Annotated in this window: 11 protein-coding genes and 1 pseudogene; 5 read left to right on the forward strand and 7 right to left on the reverse strand. The window is 38.2% G+C overall.

The window, feature by feature from the left end:
- Window positions 1-83: 83 nt before the first annotated feature.
- The 4 genes from MWU78_RS20775 to MWU78_RS20790 all read left to right on the forward strand — a co-directional run bounded on the left by MWU78_RS20775 (window position 84) and on the right by MWU78_RS20790 (window position 8,601).
- Window positions 84-3,206, forward strand: a complete 3,123-nt coding sequence (locus MWU78_RS20775; protein ID WP_247001441.1) for a TonB-dependent receptor — start codon at window positions 84-86, stop codon at window positions 3,204-3,206.
- 28 nt (window positions 3,207-3,234) lie between these two features.
- The gene (locus MWU78_RS20780; protein WP_247001443.1) at window positions 3,235-4,737 is read left to right on the forward strand and encodes a RagB/SusD family nutrient uptake outer membrane protein; all 1,503 of its coding nucleotides are present in this window, start codon (window positions 3,235-3,237) and stop codon (window positions 4,735-4,737) included.
- Between the two features lie 88 nt (window positions 4,738-4,825).
- On the forward strand, window positions 4,826-7,588 hold the full coding sequence (locus tag MWU78_RS20785; protein ID WP_247001445.1) for an alpha-L-rhamnosidase: 2,763 nt from the start codon (window positions 4,826-4,828) through the stop codon (window positions 7,586-7,588).
- A 731-nt stretch (window positions 7,589-8,319) separates the two neighbouring features.
- Entirely contained in the window at window positions 8,320-8,601 is a 282-nt protein-coding gene (locus tag MWU78_RS20790; RefSeq protein ID WP_247001447.1) for a hypothetical protein, read from the forward strand.
- Window positions 8,602-8,925: 324 nt separating this feature from the next.
- Here MWU78_RS20790 and MWU78_RS20795 read toward each other — a convergent pair.
- From MWU78_RS20795 to MWU78_RS20825, 7 genes and pseudogenes are all read right to left on the reverse strand, one after another.
- Window positions 8,926-9,780, reverse strand: a pseudogene (locus tag MWU78_RS20795) (IS3 family transposase); the annotation flags it as partial.
- An 804-nt stretch (window positions 9,781-10,584) separates the two neighbouring features.
- On the reverse strand, window positions 10,585-11,562 hold the full coding sequence (locus tag MWU78_RS20800) for a hypothetical protein (RefSeq protein ID WP_247001451.1): 978 nt from the start codon (window positions 11,560-11,562) through the stop codon (window positions 10,585-10,587).
- A 169-nt stretch (window positions 11,563-11,731) separates the two neighbouring features.
- Window positions 11,732-13,198, reverse strand: a complete 1,467-nt coding sequence (locus MWU78_RS20805; RefSeq protein WP_247001453.1) for a sulfatase — start codon at window positions 13,196-13,198, stop codon at window positions 11,732-11,734.
- Between the two features lie 717 nt (window positions 13,199-13,915).
- Window positions 13,916-15,661: a RagB/SusD family nutrient uptake outer membrane protein gene (locus tag MWU78_RS20810; RefSeq protein WP_247001455.1), complete on the reverse strand. Its 1,746-nt coding sequence runs from the start codon at window positions 15,659-15,661 to the stop codon at window positions 13,916-13,918.
- Window positions 15,662-15,680: 19 nt separating this feature from the next.
- Window positions 15,681-19,046 (reverse strand): TonB-dependent receptor, encoded by a 3,366-nt coding sequence (locus MWU78_RS20815; protein WP_247001457.1) that lies wholly within the window; start codon window positions 19,044-19,046, stop codon window positions 15,681-15,683.
- Between the two features lie 99 nt (window positions 19,047-19,145).
- Entirely contained in the window at window positions 19,146-20,282 is a 1,137-nt protein-coding gene (locus MWU78_RS20820; protein WP_247001459.1) for a FecR family protein, read from the reverse strand.
- 118 nt (window positions 20,283-20,400) lie between these two features.
- The gene (locus MWU78_RS20825; protein ID WP_247001461.1) at window positions 20,401-20,970 is read right to left on the reverse strand and encodes a sigma-70 family RNA polymerase sigma factor; all 570 of its coding nucleotides are present in this window, start codon (window positions 20,968-20,970) and stop codon (window positions 20,401-20,403) included.
- Between the two features lie 372 nt (window positions 20,971-21,342).
- Between MWU78_RS20825 and MWU78_RS20830 the strand changes: the two genes are divergently transcribed.
- The coding region (locus tag MWU78_RS20830) for a sulfatase-like hydrolase/transferase (protein WP_247001463.1) at window positions 21,343-22,134 on the forward strand (792 nt) is incomplete at its 3' end.

The raw sequence follows: 22,134 nt of genomic DNA on the forward strand, positions 1-22,134 counted from the left end.
TTTAGAAAATATCCTTGCTAATATTGTCTTGTCGATTACTAAATCAAAAAATAACGTTCAACCTAAACCAATTACATTAAATTATGAAACACAATTATGAAAAAACACTTAAAAAAGCACTAGTCTTGTGCTGCTTCCTTATGTCATTGGGGCTATTTTCTCAAGACAAAGTGGTAATAGGAGCTGTAACTGATCAAGATGGAGCACCATTGCCTGGTGTAAATATCGTTCAAAAAGGAACTGGGAATGGTGTAGTAGCCGATTTTGATGGTAACTACGAAATAAAATTGCGCTCGGGCGCTCAAACACTTATTTTCACTTACGTAGGATTTAGTTCAAAAGAGATTTCAACATCAGGTAAATCAGTTGTGAATGTTACACTTGAAGAAGATGCACAATTCTTAGAGGAAGTTGTTGTCGTTGGTTATGGAACACAAACAAGATCTGATTTAGTAGGTTCTGTTGGCTCGGTTAAAGGAGAAGATATAGCCAAAATGCCAGTGCCTACTTTTGATATGGCACTTCAGGGCAGGACAGCTGGATTAAATATTGTTAATACATCCAGTGAACCAGGAGGAGAAGTTACTATAAGAATTAGAGGTAACAACTCCATTTTGGGTGATAATTCCCCTCTTGTTGTAGTTGATGGTTACCCTATGTCAACAGGGTCCGAGGCCTCAAATTCCGGAATAGGTCAAGGCAATCAGACATCAACTAATGTTTTAAGCTTCTTAAACCCAGCAGAAATTGAATCTGTAGAAGTATTAAAAGATGCGGCATCAACAGCTATATATGGTTCTCGTGGTGCAAATGGGGTAATTATGGTAACAACTAAAAAAGGAAATTACAAACAAGCAACTAATATAAATTTTACCACTGAAACTGGATTTAGTAATATCCAAGATTTTCCAGAAGTTTTGGATGGCCCCACCTATGCATCCTGGAGAAATGAAATAGCCTTAAGCAACGGTGCTACGGAATTGCCATTTGATGGAGACCCTCTTCCATTGCCTGAAAATGTGACAACTACAGATTGGTTGGACAGAATTTTAAGAACAGGTCTAACCACAAGATATCAACTTGCCGTATCAGGTGGTGGTGATAAGTCTAGATATTTCTTATCAGCTAACTACTTAAAAAATGGAGGTATTGTAAAATACACCGATTTCTCTAGAGGTAATATAAGATTGAATATAGACAACAACCTTACTGACCGTTTAAGCATGAGTACATCTGTAAATTATGTTCGTACAAAGAATAATAGATCAGGAGAAGGCTCAGGCGCTATAATAAATGCTGGTGCGGTTTTTTCGGCATACAAAAATTCTCCAACTTCCTCCCCTGGTGACGCAATCGATGAAGGTGACGGAACAACTGCTTTTTTTACAGATCCACTTGTAGAATTATCAGATACTCGTAACGAAACCTATAACGAAAACTTAATACTAAGTATTCAATCAAAATATAAAATTTCAGAAGGTTTAATTTTCAACCTTACTACAGGTACTACAAGCTCCAACAGTAGAAGAGAAGGTTTTTATCCAAAAACAACAAGATTGGGTAAATTGTATGACTCTAGAGCCGTTTATAACATAAGTAGTGCTGGGAATTATTTAGTTGAATCTTATTTAACATATAATAAAGCCATGGATTTGCATAATATTGATATAGCTGGAGGGTATTCGTATCAAATAGATAATACACGTCGGTTAAACACTACTGTAGTCGGTTTTCCTGTTGATGTTTTAGAAACAGATAATATTGGTTTAGGACTAACACCTTCAATACCTTCAAGTTCGAGAATTGAAAGAATATTATCTTCATATTATGCAAGGTTAAATTACAATTATGACAAAAGATACTATCTCTCATTAACAGGTCGTGCTGATGGTTCAAGTGTTTTTGCAGAAAACCAAAAATGGGGTTATTTCCCTTCAGTAGGTATAGGTTGGACCATATCAAATGAATCCTTTTTGAAAGATTCAGCGACCTTATCTAATTTAAAATTTAGAGCGAGTTATGGAATCACAGGCTCACAATCAATACAACCACTACAGTCATTAACCCTTTTGGGTACAGCAAATGCAGTATACGGAGATGTCTTATATTCAGGTTTGGCTCCAACAAGATTAGGAAATCCAAATTTAGAATGGGAAAAAACAAAACAATTTAATACCGGATTGGATATAGGATTCTTAAAAGATAGGTTTTCAGCCTCTATAGATTATTATAAAAAAACAACAGAAGATTTATTATTAAACTTTCCACTCCCAAAATCTGCTGGACTAGGATCTATTACTGCCAATGCAGGTAGTGTTGAGAACAAAGGAATTGAAGTTGTGGTGGGAGGTTACCTTATTGATAAAAAGGATTTCAAATGGAATTCTAATTTTAACTGGAGTAACAATAAGGCAACCGTATTAAGTTTAGGTGATACGGATGCAGATATTTTTGGTCCTGGACCCGCTACAAATATTGTAAATGAACCGTCTAACATTATGCGTGTTGGTGAGGCTTTTGGATCACTATATGGTTATAAGGTAATAGGTTTGCTTCAAGAGAGTGATTTTGATGGCAGTGGTGCAGCAACAGTTCCCGTATTTGGAACTACACCAAAACCAGGTCAATGGAAATATGCAGATTTGTCTGGACCAGATGGAATTCCTGATGGTGTAATCAATGGGGCCGATAGGGATATAATTGGTGATTCCAATCCTGATTATATTTTTGGTTGGAACAACGATTTTACATACAAAAATTTCACTTTAAGCGTCTTTATTCAAGGTTCTCAAGGAAATGATTTGATGAACATTGATAGACTTTTTCTTTCTTCTGGTCATACTGCTAATAATATTTTTCTAGATTATTATGAAAACAGATGGACTCCAACTAATCCTACTAATGATCCTAGATATCCTAAAGTTGATCAGCCATTTTTACAACCAAACTCCGCGATTGTAGAAGACGGGTCATACATTAGATTAAAAAATGTTAGTCTTGGATATAATATTCCTGTACAAAAAATGAAGGTACTAACCTCTGCAAGGCTTTACGTTACAGCAACCAACCTATTAACTATTACAGATTATTCTGGATTTGACCCAGAAGTCAATATACGAGGTGGTAATAATCTAGCTCAAGGTGTAGATTTTGCGTCTTACCCTAGAGCCCAAACGATTACTCTTGGCATAAATATTGGCCTGTAACAATTGTTTAATTTAAAATAAAATAATAATGAAAAAGTTAAAATATATAATCCTACTTGCTTGTCTTGTAGCTTGTTCTGATTTGGAAGAACAAGTATATTCGGAAATTAGTCCATCAAATTTTTATCGTAACGCCGATGAGGCGGAAGTGGCAACAACAGCCATTTATAATTCATACAACAGAGCTGTAAGCCTCTTCGATTTTGGACTAGCATCAATGGCTGTTATGCCTTCGCCTAAAATGATTGCTAGGGTCCCGTGGAGAAGAATTTGGGGTAACTATACCACATCAGCCAGTGATGCCACCTCCTTACCTAGGGTATGGGATCCATTATACCAAGGTATTTTTAGGGCTAATGTTCTTATTGCAGAATTAGAACCTAGAGAATTCGAAGACGAAGCAGAAGAAACAAAGCGCAAAGAATTAATAGTTGAAGCTAAATTTTTGAGGGCGTGGTCTTTTTTTAATTTGGTACAACTTTTTGGCGATGTTCCATTACCATTAGCACCCACAACTAACGTTGAAGAAGCCCAGCTACCAAGAACACCAATACCTGATGTGTACAAGCAAATTATCTTAGACTTGCAAGATGCAGAAAATGGTCTTCCAAGTGATAAGAGAGGTCAAACTGAAATAGGGCGACCTATACAAGCTACTGCTAAGTTTCTATTAGCAAAGGTATATTTAACAATGGCTGGTTTCCCTTTACAAGATCCGACGACCATGGCTTTAGCACAAACCAAATTGCAAGAGGTAATTAATTTAGAAGGTACTTCTAAAGGATATTCACTTTTATCAAGTTATGAAGATGCTATACGAATTGATAATAATGATGAGCGTATATTTGCTATCCAACAAACACAGTCTGTTGAAGGTCAAGGCACTGCCTTTGGTCATGTATGGGGTGCGCGTAATAGATTTGATCCTGCTTTAGGAATCGGTCAATTTCATGGTGGATATAGCCAAGCGTTTTATGACTCTTTTGATGAAACCGATGAACGAAGAGATGTTACCATGATATACTCTTATGAAGATAACACGGGAAATATACTAACATATAACACCCCACAATATTTAGAACGTTGGGGGATTTTCCCTAATAAATATGTAGATTTAGACCAGAGCTGTTGTGATGGAGATCCAGATATGATTGTTTATAGATATTCTGATGCGCTATTAATGGCAGCAGAAATAGAAAACAGCTTAAACGGTCCTACAGAAACGGCGTATGGCTATTTAAATAGAGTACGCACTAGAGCATTTGCCAATCCAGCTCCAGCCGGAATGACGCAAGCACAGTTTTCTGAATATATTTATGAAGAACGGTTTAAAGAACTTTCTTTTGAATTTCAAGAGGTTTATGACATTAGAAGGTTGGGTAAAGTTGAAGAAGCTTTATCACAACATCCTGAAAATATTACATTTGAACCTACCAATACGACATATAGTCCAAACTTTAATTTATGGCCCATGCCAACAAGTGAAGTTCAATCGAATCCAAACATAACATCGAATAACCCTGGTTGGTAACCAAATTAATACGCAATATTTTAAATCAAAAAAAAGAGGCTAGCTTCAAAGGTGTAGCCTCTTTTTAGTATTTATAGAAAGAACACCTATGAAAAACAAATTTATTATTCACATATTATTGATATTTATATTCGGAAAAGTTGATTCTCAAAATGTAGAATTATTGCCATTGAGTATCCATGAAAAAAGAGTAGAATATCTTGAGAATCCTCAAGGTATTGATGTCGAAAAACCAAGATTTAGTTGGGTTTTGACCGGGGAAGGCAGAAACAGGGTGCAATCGGCATACCAGATATTAGTCTCCACCTCCAAAAAAAACTTAGGTGAGAATAATGGTGATAAATGGGACAGTGGAAAAGTTGTATCCAATAACACCAACCAAATTGAATATAATGGCGAGGATTTGCAATCTGGCACAACCTATTATTGGAAAGTAAAGGTGTGGGATGAATCCGGTACTGAATCTGATTGGAGCGAATCAGCACATTGGTCAATGGGGCTATTAAAATTTTCAAATTGGAAAGGGCTATTTATCAGTCATGATGTTGGTTATGATAAAACTGATAAATATGACAATTTATACTTGCCGCCTGCAAGATATCTCCGTAAATCGTTCATAACTTCAAAGAAAATAACAAAGGCGACAGCCTATACTACTGCTTTAGGTCTCTATGAACTTCGGTTAAATGGAAATAAAGTTGGAGACGATTATTTTTCACCTGGATGGACAGATTACAACAAGAGGTTGTATTATCAATCCTATGATATAACTGAAAATATAAGACAAGGAGAGAACGTCATTGGTGCTATTATTGCAGACGGATGGTATGCAGGGTATATTGGATATGGCTTATTGGTGCGCTTAGATAAAGTTCGCGAATATTATGGTGTAAACCCAGCCTTTATGGGTCAAATACATTTAGAATATGAAGACGGGACAACTGAAGTTATTGCAACCGATACTTCTTGGAAGTCTAGCGAAGGGGCAACACGCGAGGCTGATATTTTGATGGGTGAAACATACGACGCTAGAATGGAAAATTCAGGTTGGGATGTACCTGGTTACAATGACAATGCTTGGAAAACATCCAAAATATACACCTACCCAAATGGAAAACTAGAGGTACATCCTGGGAATTTAGTTAAAAATACTGAGCGTATCCGTCCTCTTAGAATTACAGAACCTAAGCCTGGAACTTATGTTTTTGATATGGGGAAGAATATTGCAGGTATTGCAGAATTAAAGGTTAAAGGCCCAGCTGGTACCAGCGTACAACTACGTTTTGGGGAAATCTTAAAAGCAGATGGAAATATACAAACAGAAAATCTTAGGCTGGCCAGAGCAACCGACACCTATATTTTAAAAGGAGAAGGGATAGAGGTGTGGCAACCTAAATTTACTTACCACGGTTTTCAATTTGTTGAAGTAACTGGCTTTCCTGGCACACCAACACTTGATGCAGTAACAGGTTTAGTCTTAAGTTCTATTGAGTTAGATGCCAGTACATTTAGTTCATCGAATTCTATGAATAATAAACTTTATGAAAATATAAAAACAACACAAAGTGCCAATTTTTTTGACATACCTACCGATTGCCCTCAAAGAGATGAGCGCCTTGGTTGGTTAGGAGATGCACAGACCTATATGCGTTCTGCAACCTATAACGCTGATGTTTCTTCTTTTATGACAAAATTTTTGGTTGACCTTGACGATGCCCAACGATGGTATGGTGCTTATCCGAATTTTGCGCCATTTCCGTATTCACGTCCAGACCAGTACTCTCCAGCCTGGATGGATGCGGGTATTATTATTCCTTATAATATGTATAAAGTTTATAATGATACCCGTATTTTGGAGTACATGTACGAGGGCATGGAAAAGTTTATGCAGTTTCAGGCCGATGCAAGTACTGATTATATTCGCCCAGGTGGGGGCAACAACTGGGGCGACTGGCTTTCCGTGAATGAAAAGACGAGTAATGATTTCGTTGGAGCATCCTATTATGGCTATGACGCCAAGTTAATGGCTGAAATGGCCGAGGCCTTGGGGAAAACTGAGGGTGCAGCTAGGTATAGAGCACTTTTCGAAAATATTAAAAAAGCCTATGTACAAAAGTATATTTTGGACACCGGTTATACTACAGAAGATACGCAGACAACCTATGCACTGGCCCTATACTTTGATTTATATCCTGAAAATCTTGCTCAAAATGGAGCTGCCAGATTAGCTGAAAAGATAGAAAATAATGGGTATAAATTTTCTACAGGTTTCTTAGGTACTAAACACGTCATGTTGGCCTTGTCAAAATATGGCTATCATGACATTGCCTATAAGATTTTCCAACAAACCGAATACCCTAGTTGGGGTTATTCTGTGGAAAACGGCAGTACTTCTATATGGGAACGTTGGAACAGTTATACTAAGGACGATGCGGAGAATTCCGATTTGAATGCAAAAATGAATTCCTTTAGTCATTATGCTTTTGGCTCGGTAGCGGAATGGATGTTTCAACATGCTGTGGGAATTGATACTGAGGATACCGGTTATAGAAACATTGTCATAAAACCTGCAATCAATAAGGATATGGGCTTCATGAAGGGAAGTTATAAAAGTATCAACGGCACCATATCTTCGGCATGGAACTGGAAAGGAAACAAACTTATAATGAATGTAGAAATACCTGTAAACACTTTAGCAAAGGTCCATATTCCAACAGAAAATGTCTCCGATATCAAAGAAGGAAACCAAAAACTTTCCAAAATATCAGCTATCAAAATATTAGAATCGAATGAAAAGGAAACAGTTCTCGAGATTGGTTCGGGAACCTATTCTTTTACTGTGAAAATGTAATTTCAAATAAATTGTAATATAGTTTTATAATAAACTATAAAAGCCCTGAACAACTAAACTAATATATCAAGTGGTTGTTTGGGGTTTATGTATATCTGGTTGAGCTTATTCAGATGTGTCCAAAGGAGCTATACTTTGATTTAAAGATTGATAGTAAAAGTAGTTTTTCGTTAAACCTGTATTTGAGAAAAAGGAAATTGTCGACCGTCCAATTGCATGATGAAATATTACAATGATTTTAACGATATATTCAAGCCTTCCCGTAGATGTATTTATGAGAATAAATTTATTGCCCTTTCCCCATTTTCGGGTAGAATCTAACTGCGCAAAAGGAATAGATGTAAATAACGTGAACTCGATATAAGGGTTCCCTAATTCTTTGCAGGTAATCTATATTGATGTTGGGTTTTGTGGGGCAAACGTAGGCAATAAGTCCCGAGATCATGTTGGTTATTAAGTTCCCAAAGCTTCTGTGATTGGTACGCTCAATTTGGGATTGGTTTTTTAGGATATCGTTGACGCTCTCCACAACGGTCCTTTTTCCGAGAATGTTTAGTCATATCGGTGCCTCAGGATATTCTTCATGTTCTTTTTTATTTTGGTCACCCACGAACAGCAATTCGAGCAGTTCTTTTCCGATGTAGCCCCTATCGGGGAATATCTTCCTGAACACTTTGTTTTGCAAGGTCCTTTACTTGAAGGGCTGGCCGTCGACCATATTGCCCTTTGTAATGAGGAAATTGATGAATCTGCCCCCTTTCCTTGATGATGATATGGAGCTTGAACCCAAAGAACCCCGTCCGCACGGCACGGGCGGGCATCCCGTGTTGCCCCCTGCCTTTTTCCGCTATTCCTTTGAATATCCTGTTCTGTTTTCCCTTTTTGCTATGGCATCCCTTAATCAATGTGAAATCCATAAAGGATATTCCAGAAAATTGGCTAAGGCAGCACATTTGCAGGAACTTCACCATCGGAACTATAGCCTTTGTAGAAGTTCCACAAAACGATTGTAGTATACCGTATTGGGAAAGTTGTCTCCCATATGTTTACAAAGGTGCTCAAGGTAGAAGTGTTTAAGGCAACGGTATCTCTTTCAATGGAAAAGCACCATAATGGTGATCATCCCGCTTTGGGACACATTAGAGGGCCTGTTGCCTCCTTATTTTTCTGGAACCATCATCAATGCCGTTTTTGCCAAGAACTTGTTCCAATTCAACACAAAAATAGTCGTTAAGACACAAAAACTCCGTAATTTTATAGCGAAAAACCATAAGCAGATAACTAGTTACTATAGTACTCCCCATTTGTAAGACAGTTTAAAGGTATTCCTTAGTTAATTACGACGCCAATTTTTTAGTATTATAAATTTGATCTGGCGGCACTTTCCCTATTTCGGTATGCCTTCTTTTGGTATTGTAGAATTCGACATACTCCCTTACCATTTGATAGAGGTCCAGACCTCCATTGGGCGGGTTAAGGTAGATCTTTTCGTATTTGATGGATTTCCAGAAACGTTCGATATAGATGTTGTCCAATGCCCTCCCCTTACCATCCATGGATATCTGGATGTCGTGCCCTTTGAGCACCTCTATGTACGGGATACTGGTATATTGGGATCCTTGGTCGGAATTATGTATCTCCGGCGCTCCATATTTGGCAATGGTGTCCTCCAAGAGTTCTATGCACCATTCTTTGTCCATCGAGTTCGAAACGCTCCAGTTCAGTATCTTTCTACTGTGTACATCGATTATGGCGTTCATGTACATGAACCCACGTAACATGGGGATATAGGTGATATCGGTCTGCCATAGCTGATCGGGCCGTTCTATTTTAAGGTCCCTGAGCAAGTAGGGGTACTTATAACTCTCGGGATCCCTGATAGTGGTCCTAGGTTTTCTATATATGGTCTGTAGCCCCATGAGCCTGTACAACCGTCTTGCCCTTTTTATATTGACTCGGTACCCTAGGTCAAGGTTTAGGTAATCCGTCATTCGCTCCACCCCATAATAGGGGTGTTCCAAGAAATGGGCATCGATCTCTTTCATGAGCTTTAGGTTCAGCACACCCTCACTTCTGGGCCTGTAATAAAGACCTGAACGTTGTATGGAAAGGATTTTACATTGCTGCACAAGACCTAGTCTTGGATGGGACTTTACGACCTTTTGCCTTCTTTCGGTCGTACTCATTTGCCCAAGACTTTCTTTAAAAAATCATTCGCTATCTGTAGTTGGCCGATCTTGTTATAAAGAGGTCCGGTCTGTAGATCGGGATCTTCTTTTTCAGGTTTCGACCCGAAGGCTAAAGCGGCGTTCTCCAAAAATTCACGTTTCCAACTTGATATCTGCGTCGGGTGAAGTTCGAATTTGGCCGCAATCTCTTGGACGGTATTCTGTTCCTTTATCGCCTCAATAGCAACCTTGGCCTTGAACGATGCACTGAATTTTCTTCTTGATTTCTTAATATTTGACAGGGTTAAATTACAACTTAACTTGCTGTCCTAAATTTGGGGAGTATTATAATATTTGAATGTTAAACACCTAAATATATCAATTTTTTGCTTTACCTACAATTTACAAATCCTATTTCTTAAGTCGAACTCACACTAATTAACCTTGAAAATATAAAAGTGCTTGAAGGTTCTGAAACCACTTAACTGAAATATAAAGGCAATTGTTTCACTTTGAGACCCAATTGAAGGGTGTTTTGCTTTGTTTCCGATAAACGACTTATCTATTATTTAGGCATATTCCTTAAAAAAACTAATCGCCCAAACAAAAAAATTCTGTAACATTAGAGTAAGTTATCATGGTTATAAATTTGCATTAACGAATTGAAATTCAATATTTTAATTTGCTAAAAATCTATCTTTTATGTTTCGTAAATGGTAAATATTATGAATCGAACTCAGGTTAATAAAATAAGTAGTTTACCTATTTCTCTTATGATATTGTCAATCTCATTTAGTTACATCGGAGGCATTTGGTATAAACAACCTTTTAATTTCCATTTTTCAACTCCTGAATCAGCCATTTGGCAAACCCTAGGTAGGAATATGGGTCTGATTCGGGACCCACCGGCCTTGTATTTCCACAACCATGTGGAAATGCATTCAAATAGTAATACATGTTCTTATGATGCTTAGGCAAGCCTCTTTCCCAGAAAGCACCCAACCAATCCCTTTCAAGAAAATCGGTGTAGGTATCACAACTCTTATACTGATAGGGTCCGTAATAGAAAATATAATCCATTCCTTGTTCCAGCACCCATTTCGCCCCCCTTGCTATTTCTTCAGGGTTTGAAATTTCATTACCTAATGGCCAATAACGGTTAAACTGATGTGATTCAATACAGATTCCATCCATCGTACTAACGATTTCTCTTGCCTTAGGATTGTCGAGAAAAACCGCAGGGTGAACAACCATTTGTATGAGCTTGTAATTGTCGTGTTTTGTCAATCCAAGGGCGTGAGCATCTTTAAATACCTTTCGCGTATCGTTCACATCTCGTTGATGAAGTATTCTAGGGTCACCATCAATTGGTCCGGTATCACCATTAACTTTGTCATACAGCCAACCCTCGCGGCAAATAATTATATGCTTAACCTCATTCCCCTTCTTTTCGTAATCACGAATTATTTTAATCAGGCTATTTGTTTCTGGATTGGTATCTACCCAATCGCCTCCCTGTTGGTGTATATAATGTTCAAAAAAACGTTGATTGGTACTAAAGACGCCATTATAACCTTTAACTACGTCTATATTCAAAGCCGTATAATCATCTGCTTTCAGCACATCATCATAATTCCCGATGCCTGGTTTCCAGTTGGCAACCCTATCACCACCTGTCATTTCATGAACACTGTCGCGTGGGTATGGCCTGATGCCAACTTTAGATCTGTCTTGCTGAGCAAAAAATGCGGTGGGTGTTAAAAGGAAGACTAAGATTAACGATATGCAATTAATTATTCTTTTCATAGTTAAGTTTTTATTAGGTTCTTATTAGGTCAATTTTTTTACATTTTTAATCTCATTATTAAGCTCGATATTAACGGGAATTCCGTCGACAACTATTCATTTCCTTTTTTAGATAAAATCTTTGCGACATAAGAATCTCCACGGTTTCAATTATTAAATCACCATAGAATTAATTCGTACTGCCGTATCTATTCTTTTCTGAAGCGTCATATGATTCATGTCCAGTAGATCCCTGTCCTAGAATTTTATAACGCTTTTGAGGTACCTGCAACCGGTGCTTGGCAATAATATTAGTATATTCCTCATTGCCGATGGCATTGTGCCATTCCTCGGGATCTGTTTTATGGTCATAGAATTCTTCGGACCCGTCACTATATTGTATAAAACGATAACGTTCCGATGTTATAGCGTAGTTACCAGGCCCAAAACAGGTTCTGGCGTAATGAGGCCAGTTTACTTCCATATTTTTTAATAAAGGAACTAAAGAATTTCCTTCGTGTTTTGGGTCTGGTTTAAGATTGGTCAATTCAAGCAATGTAGGGTAGATATCCAATAATTGAACAGGCTGATTAATAATTTTTCCTTTAGGAATACCTGGTCCCATGATTATCATGGGTACTCGTGCGCCGTCTTCCCATAAGCTCCGTTTGGCAAAGCGTTCTTTTTCGCCCAAATGAAATCCGTGGTCGCTGAACAATACAACATAGGTGTTCTCTCCGTAATCACCATTGTCCAATGCGGTGAGAAGCCGGCCGACCTGTTCATCTACAAAACTGACACAGGCCAAATACGATTGTACAATGGGTTTCCATTGGTCATTTTCCTTTACCCATTCATGGGTCGGGGACACGTGTTTTAATCTTGTGATATCTGCTCCGTAGGATGATATGTCATTTAGGTCATATGCAATGGTCCTAGGCAGCTGTAAAGTTTCCATAGGATACATGTCAAACCATTTTTGAGGTACAAATTGTGGAACATGTGGACGATAAAAACCGACCCCCATCCAGAAGGGTTGTGCTTGCTTTTCAGCCAACCTTTCCTCTGCCCAATTGGCAATTTGATAATCTGGCATCTGGTCGTCACGTTCTGGATAAACGCCCCAATCCCATAATGGGTGACCGGGGTAAGGACTTATTTTTTTTTCAGGCATGGGACCAAATCCTCCAAATTGTCCTGCATAATTTGGAATATGTCTTTCGTTGATACCTTTACCATTATGGAAGATCTTACCTGCGGCAAACACATTATAACCTTCTTGTTGAAACCGTTTTGGCATCACTGAATTTTTACTGGCAACTGGAGATTCTTGAATATCTGGATCTAAAAAGTATATACCAGACGTACTTGGATATAAAGAAGTCATAATGCTTGCCCTACTGGGATTGCAAACCGGAGCCTGGCAATGCGCATTACTAAAAAGAACGCCACGTTGGGCCATTTGGTCCATATGAGGAGTTTTAACTTGGGGATGTCCGCCCAGAACCCCGATCCAATCGTTAAGGTCGTCTACCGCAATAAGTAAAACATTTGGTTTAGCTGTTTCAAGGATGGCATCCTTTTTATTGTTGGAATTACAAGAAATATGAATAGTTAAAATAGTTATGGCTGATAGAAATATTATGTTTTTTCTCATTCGGGCATTTTATTTATTTAAGCATTACAAAATTTCGAATTAATAAATTCTTAATCTGCATTGCGTTACATATTAAGTTCCCTAAGCTAAAAAAAATAAAGACAAAAGGTATCCTGTAGTGTGCTGTGTTTATTTAAAACATTAGGAAAGCTCGAACCTGATTTTCTATAATAGAGTAGCTAGAGATGATAAATCAAGGATTTGAATATTAGAAATACTGAATAATGGAATAGCGCAGAATACTTTGCAACTTAAACCTATTAATGTTAGGGGTAAGGGCTTTAAATAAAATTAATAATGCACTACAGATTTAATATAGGGACTATAATGAAAAAAAATAGTCATTTAGTTGAATTAGTTTATTAATTGGAATTTTTGCTGAATAGTTAAATTCTATTTTTTGATTTATGCTATGGTAAGTTTGAATTTTATATCCTTCTTATGGTCATTTATCTGCAGTAATTATGTGAAAGTATCAAAATATTCGCAATCGAAATTCGTATTTAAGTTTAAATAGGTGGAAACAAAAAATTACAGCCAGGGACATCTTTATGTTGAATTCTAATTTCACCTTTTTATTCAATTTCATTGATCAGTAATGTAGAACAAAAAACCTGCCGACATTTAGTATGTTGGCAGGCTTCAGATGATTACAAATCTGTTGTTGCGAATTAGCTCTGACTTATAAATAATTATAGGTTACTAAAATTAAGATATTTACCAGCCAGGATTTTGGTTTGAATTAAAATCAGGAACAATGGAAGTTTCGGTTATAGGTATTGGGAAAATAAGAAATTTTTCCTGCCAAGCATTTCTCCTTTCAGTTACGAATCTTTTATAGTCAAATTCAGTGCCATTTTGTGTAATTTCCATTCCGGTAACCAACTTATCTGTTTGATCCAATATCTTCCATCTCCTTACATCCCAGAATCTATGTTCTTCTATTGCCAATTCTATTCTCCTCTCATTTCGGATATACTGCCTTAATTCGTCTTTGGATAATCCCGCAGAAATGTCGGGCATACCAGCTCTTTTCCTGACTTCATTGAGCGCATTATAAGCGTCTATCGTAGGTCCATTGGCCTCATTTTCTGCTTCTGCATAGTTTAAATAAATTTCTGCGAGACGATATTTTTTCCACCTTGCCGGGGAACCTTGTCCTGCCTGTATTTTTGGATTATAGAATTTTCTTAAATAATATCCTGTATGAGTGTTTTTTCTATTGGGAGGGGTTTTAATCAATTGATCGGCACCACCCACAAAAGTTTCTACTGTATGAATATTTCCTTTGATATTGTCAAAAATGGCACCGTTGTACCATACCGTTGCGTAAAACCTTGGATCTCGACCCTCATACGGTTTAGTGGGGTCGTAACCTGAATCAGTATTTATTATTGGATTCAAATGATCAGCGTCGTTATATCCTAAAATAGCAGGTTCTCCAGTTATTTGCATTCCATAGCTATCTACCAATTCTTGTGTTGGTGTTGATCCTACTTTAAATTGGCCGGGCTGGCTGGGCAATGCATTGATAATTGTGAAAGTCCCTGGAGAACCATCCTTGATCTCGAAAATAGTTTCCCTGTCCCTAGGGGAAGGGTTCATATCGGATTGTGTAAAGAAATATTCTCCATAGTCGGGAAATAGCTCATATTCACCCCCTTGGGTTAAGGCCATAACAGCTGTTTTAGAGGCAGCGGCAGAGGCCTGCCACTTGGAGTCATCATTTTCCGGATTCCACAAGGGACTTGCATTATAAAGCAATATTTGTGATTTTATGGCATGTGCCACGGCTTTTGTAAAACGCCCTCTTTCCCCCTCTTCCGTAATTCGAATAGGTAGGTCCGCTGTAGCAAGAGCATCATCACAATCTTTGGCTATAAAATCTGTACATTCCTGAAAAGTTGGTCTTGTTAAAACAGAATAATCAAATGCAGGGTCAAAAGGCTCAGTAACTATGGGCATTGGTCCATATTGTTTTATCAATTCCAAATAATAAAACGCCCTAAGCAGTTGGGCTTCCGCCTTAAATCGTTTCCTGTTCTTTTCATTTGGAATATTGGCTGTGGCCAAGTTTTTCAAAAAAACGTTGGCATGGCCTATTCCGGACCAAAATGTATTATAGTGTTTTACTCCTTTACCTTGCCCAGCCAATTCTAAAGGGTTGTTTGATGCGTTCAATGATCCCGTAATCCAATTGGCAGCAATATTAGAACCCTCATTGCCCACATCTGCATCTTGACACTCATCTGTGCATCCCGCCAAATATGCCCAAAATTGGTATTTATAAAAATAACTGGGAATATTGGAGTAAACAGTATTCAAATATGACTCTGTTTGTTTTTCGTCCTGGAAAACGTCTTCTATGGTTATCCGACCATCAGGGGTTATATCTAGGGCATTCTGTTCACAACTAAGCGTGAACAGAAGAATCATAAGTATGTAGAGTATTGTTTTTTTCATTTCTTTATATTTTAGATTTTTAAAATTTTACGTTTACGCCAAAACTGTACACTTTCATTATCGGATAAGAAAGTTCCCCGGTCAATTCAGGATCAAATTCTTTTGTGGGCAAATTATCCCAGGTAGCAACATTCAAACCATTCAAATAAAGTCTTATGTGTGTGTCTCCTAGTTTTGGAAGTGTGTAACCAACTTCTATATTTTTCAGTCTTATGTAACTGGCATCTTCTGTAAAAAATGAATTTCGGATTTCGTTGGGTGATGGTTGTGTAGTAAGTCGAGGGTAATTGATAGGTTCCCCACTGGCAACACGTTCAGGAGTCCAACTTTCAAGATGCCGGCTAAAATAGTTGGAACCGGGAAAGGTACCCCTACTTTTGTAGTAGTTGCTGACATTGGCCACTCCTTGAAAAAGAACGCTGAAGTCGAAACCTTTAATAGTGGAACTTAGTGCTAGTCCGTAAGTATATTCGGGTACATTGGAAAATCCAATCGGCGAAATGTCCTTTTCATTAATGACTCCATCGTCGTTAAGATCATAATATTTAAAATCACCCGGTCTTGATTCGTGTCCCCCAATACTCTGTATTGGTGAATTGTCAATTTCTTCCTGATTGTCGAAATATTTATCCACTATAAACCCGAAGTTCTGACCAATTCTATAGCCTGTTTGCCTGTACTGGTAGGCATAATCCTCTGGTAGTAAAGGCTCATCCGCAAATTTCTGTTCATTTCTAGCGTAACTTACAAATGCCCTACCTAAGAAGGAGAAGTTCTGATTAAAGGCCTTTCTATAGTTTAATTCGGCTTCAAAACCTTTGTTTTCAACTACGCCGATATTTACGGGTGGCAGTGAACTGTTGGGTAGTCCGTTCAATATTGGTATAGTACCCCTGTTTCTTAAAATATTATCGCGCCTTTCATTGAATACATCTACGGTTAAATTAAAGGAATTGAATAGTCCTATCTCTAGACCAATATTGGACTTTTTTGCCACCTCCCACTGCAAATCGCCATTCTTAAGTCTATTGATGACGACTTGTGAACCTAGGCCTAAGCTCGGTGTATACCCTCCTCCTTGTACAGCAATATCATCCAAGTACAAAAATCTATCGTTTCCAATTCGGTCGTTCCCGACTTCTCCATAGGACCCCCTTATCTTTAAAAGGTTTATTCCCTTTACGCCCTTCCAAAAGTTTTCCTTGGATAAGACCCAGCCTCCTGAAAGTGCGGGGAATAAACCAAATCTTCTTTCTTTAGCGAACTGTTCCGAACCATTGTAGCCCGCATTGAGTTCAAGTAGGTACTTCTCATTGTAGGCATAGGTTAAGCGGGTGGCTAATCCTACAAGGTTATAGGGCAATTCGGAATTTATAATTTCTTTTTGTTGCTGATACAATAACAATGCAGTTAGATCATGCTTGCCAAACCTCTTATTGTAATTCAAATAGGCCTGAAAATTGGAAAGACTCCTAAACCCTCTAGATCCGGATATTGAAAGTGGAGTTTCGCGATCATCGGCAAAATTCCTATAATAAATTGTATCCCTCCCAGATGCTGTAGGCTCAATAACCTGTACTTCACGGATATACTGTTTTGAAGCAACTAAATCATTGGTGGCCCTCGAATCAAAGGACATTACCGCTTTAGCACTAAGACCTTTGGCAATAAAATCCAATTGCTGTTCCATTCCAAATGTTGCAGTTATGTTGCTTCGGGTTTGTTGCCGATACCCTGTTCTGTTAAGCATTCCAAAGGCTGGATTGGCCTGGTTGGGAATGGTCACAACCGCATCGTTCGGGGAAAGAGGGCCGGGAACGTTGGACGGCATATCAAAGATATTGGCTAAAATAAATAAAGATGGTGAATTCCCCCCTTGCCCAGTAGAAGCTGATGCCACTCCAAATGGAGAATTTTGTTTTTCTATGTAGCCCGCTAGATTTAAGAATGTTTTTAAACCTGGATTGATATTTAAATCTATGTTAGATCTGAAGTTGTAACGGTCCAATTTAAAACTGGGGTCATAATCCAGATCCTGTTCATTATTGAATTGGCCCCCTTGATTAAGATAACCAGCGTTTACAAAGTATTTGGCTGCTTTTCCGGCGCCGGAAATGTTAAGGTTATATCTTTGTTGTAGTGAAAAATCCTGCACCAAAAGACCTACCCAATCCGTGTCCGGATATCTTTCTGGGTCGGATTGGGTTCTGTAACCATCCAATGCCTCTTCCGAATATGCTGGTTCCATTCCATCGTTGGTTTGCGCCAAGTTTCTTAAAGTTGCAAATTCATAGGAATTTACGGGTTGAGTTTGCCTTGTAAAGGATTGAGCACCTGTTTCCATTGACAGGCTTATTTCTGGGATTTCTGATGAACCTCTTTTGGTTGTAATCAAAATCACCCCGTTGGCGCCCCGCACCCCAAAAAGTGCTGTTGACGATGCGTCTTTTAAAATTGTGACCGACTCCACCTCGTTGGGGTCGATATAGGTTAAATCACGCTCTACCCCATCTACTAATACGATTGGGGATTGAGCATTAATTGTGCCTTGACCCCTAATAAAAATCTGGGTAAAGTCCCTACCAGGCTCTCCACTTCTTTGAACCGCAGTTAAACCGGGCAACCTACCTGCCAAGGTTACCGCAAGGTTGGCAGCGGGGCTCTGTTTAATCTCTGTAGTCTGTATGGAGGATACTGCTCCAGTTATGGTTGCCTTTTTTTGTACCCCATAGGCCACGATAACCACTTCATCCAAACCCGCCGCACTTTCTTCCAAGGTGACATTTATTGTGTTTTGACCGTTAACTGCAATTTCAGAGGTTGCAAATCCGATATAAGAAACCACCAAAGTGGCATTTTCATTGGATACCGCTATGGAGTAGTTACCATCAAAATTCGCAGTTACTCCATTGGTGGTGCCCTTTTCTACAATATTGGCCCCGGGCAAAGGATTGCCATTATTGTCCGTTACCGTTCCACTAATGGTTTGTTGCATTTTTTTGGACTCAACCACTTTCGGATTTTTCTTCAAGAAAATGGCTCCGTTATCCGAAAACTGAAAATCAATGTCGGTAAGCATGGCGCATTTGTTAAGCAAGACACCCACCTTTATCGTACCCTTCCTTATTTCTACAAGGGGACTTCCAACAAAAAGATCGGATCTATAGATAAAGTTGTAATCGGTCTGTTTTTTAACAACTTCCAACACCTCTTCCATAGAAAGTTGGGCATCCTCCGTAAATGTTATTTTTTTGTCTTGAGAAAATCCATTTTCCACGCTAAATCCGAACGATAGAATCGAAAAGAAAAAAATGAAGATTTTCATAGTGATAATTAGGGACGTCTTGACATAGGCAAGACTACCCCTGTTTGGTTTAGTTTTCATAAATTTGAATGTTAGTTAATTTTTGGTTAATTAATGTACTAGGGGATGGAGATTTCAATTGTCTAGATTTAGACTCCATTCCCCTTTTTTTTTAATGCTTTACTTCATAATTATTGTTTTACCGTTTATTTCATATTTAACAAGGTTGGTGTTCTGTATTATGTCCAAAATTTCTTTGAGGCTTAGCGTTTTTCTAAAAACACCATTGAAAGTCAATTCCTCCACGGCTTTCTCCTGAAAAACAACATCAACATCGTACCAACGCACAAGTACTTGCATAATGTCTTCCAAGGATCTATTTTTAAAGCTGAAAAGTCCGTTTTTCCAGGATACCTCATTATAAACATCTACTTTGGAAATGCCTATTTTTTTAGAATCCCGATCCATGGTAGATTGGTGTCCAAGGCGAAGATTTTTAGATTCACTTCCATTTTCAACAATGACCTTACCTTCCACCAAAGTTGTAGAGACGTATTTATCCTCGTTATATGCTTTTATGTTGAATTCCGTACCCAACACTACTACTCGCTGCCCTGCCGTATGTAACACAAATTGGGAACCGTTATGCTCAGTACTCGGGGATACGTCAAAATAAGCTTCCCCATATACCAGTTCCACTTCACGAGTTTTATTGACCGCAAATGCTACGGGATACCTCAACCGTGTTTCGGAATTAACCCACACTTTGGTCCCGTCGGCAAGAACCAAAACAAATTGCCCTCCCCGTGGTATGGTAAGAATATTTTTTGCTATAATTTTTTCAGGTGATTTCTGACCATTGGCATACACCAATTGCTCCCCATTACTAGAGGCTTTATCCGTTTCAATACTTTCTCCTTTCTCCAGAACAATTTCCGAACCATCGTCCAAGGTAAGCGTTGCCTTATCGGTACCGATCTGAATGGAATCCTTCTGGATCACTACGGCATCCATTGGAGGATTTGCCCGGATATTTTCTTTATTCCCAAACCAGATAGTGCCTGCAGTAATAAGAAGGACGATTGCTGCTGCATATTTATAAATATAATACCGTTTTTCCTTTTTATTTATTTTGGACGAAACCCCGGCCCAGCCTTTCTTGAAGTCTACAAGATCAATTCCTTTTTGATAGTTATTCTCAACCTTATGGAAATAGCTACGGTGATCTTTGGATTCCTTGTACCAAGAATCGAAAATATGCCCCTCCTCTTCGGTTAAGGTATTGTTGATTTTCTTTATAATAAGTCTGAAATCCATTGGGATTTTGTTTGTCTATATTAATAAGACAATCAAATTCCTAAAATGGGTGACAAAAAAATGTAGAAATAGAAAAATAATGGAGAATAAATAAGAAAATAATATTTAAAAGGAGGTTCTAATGTACTATTGAAAATAGAATTGCAATATAAATAACTAGTTTTCCCAACTTCAATTTGGCTCTTCTAAGTTGGGTTTTTACCGTATTTACGGAAACATCCAATTCATCCGCTATTTCATTAAAACGATAGTTATCCACAAAGCGTAACTTGGCGATGTTGCGCATTTTTAAAGGAAAATTGTTTATCACCTTTAAAACTTGTTCATAGAGCAGAGGCTTTTCGTCTTCTGGAAACCAGTCAGGACTGCAACTAGCCTCAATAGTAGTTTCTACTTCCGTAATTTTTGAAACATAAGTGATCTTTATAGCTTTTAAAATATTAAAGCATCTGTTGCGCACCATGGCGTACAGGTAGGACTTCAAGTTTGTTTCAATAGCGATTTTATTGGATTTATCCCAAAGGCAGGCAAATACTTCCTGTACCACATCTTCGCTTGAGTCTTGGTCGAAAAGATATCCATTGGCGTATAAGACCAATTCATGGTACAAACCCACATATAGTCTTCTAAATTCAAAATGATTTTTCTTTTGTATTTCCCCTAGGATTTCTTTTGAATTGAATATCATCTATTATTATTACTATGTTTAATTATATTATTATTTTGCTCAGGCTAAAATATATATTAAGATTAAGTGACATATATCGGGCATTAACGACATGACAAGTTTATAATGAATCATTAATAATTGTATCCTGTACTGTACTGCTATGGCTATAACAAAAAGGGTGTCAGCCTAATAAAAAACTAAAAATCTGGTTTCCAGTATAGTACAGGACACTCCACATAACGATATTTCTTGAACTTGTAGTTCTATTTAGAAAAATATTGGCTATTAACTGTTAAAACCGCATTGGTCCTGATAAAATATAGACTTATATTTATAGATTAATGCCAGTACCTTAATCTAATACATTAGATATTATAAAATATGAAATAAATGAAAAATAAAGTTCAAATGCTCTTTCGTCAATATCTAATCTTGGTCTGCACCCTTGTTTTAGTAGCCTCTTGCAATGAAAACAAAAAAGAAAAGACCGAAGAAGGGCAAAAGACAACAAAGCCTAACGTTTTGGTACTTTTAACCGACCAATGGCGGGCTCAAGCTACTGGGTATGCCGGTGACCCTAATGTAAGCACTCCACATTTGGATAGCTTGGCAGCAGTTAGCGTTAATTTTATTAATGCCGTGTCCGGTATGCCTGTATGTTCTCCATTTAGGGCATCGCTCTTGACCGGGCAGCGCCCATTGACACATGGGGTGTTTATGAACGATGTGCAGCTGGATACCAATGCGGTAACCATTGCAAAAGTGTTCAACAAGGAAGGATTCGATACTGGCTACATAGGCAAATGGCATTTGGACGGACATGGACGGTTACAGAATGTGGCCCCTGGCCAGAGGAGACAGGGTTTCCAATTCTGGAAAGGCAACGAATGTACCCACAATTACAATGAATCGGTGTACTATGACAATGATGACCCCAATAGAAAAATTTGGGACGGCTATGACACCTTTGAACAGACCGATGCTGCCATAGACTATATCAAGGAAAGGAAGTCGGCCGAGAATCCATTTATGATGATTCTTTCCTATGGTACACCCCACGCGCCATACCACACTGCCCCGTTGGAATATAGGAACCGATTTGATCCGGAAAAGATCCAACTCCGAAGAAATGTACCCGATAGTCTTAAGGAACGGGCAAAAAAGGATCTGGCAGGTTATTAT

The organism is Arenibacter sp. F26102, assembly GCF_023015865.1.
Classification (GTDB): Bacteria; Bacteroidota; Bacteroidia; order Flavobacteriales; family Flavobacteriaceae; genus Arenibacter.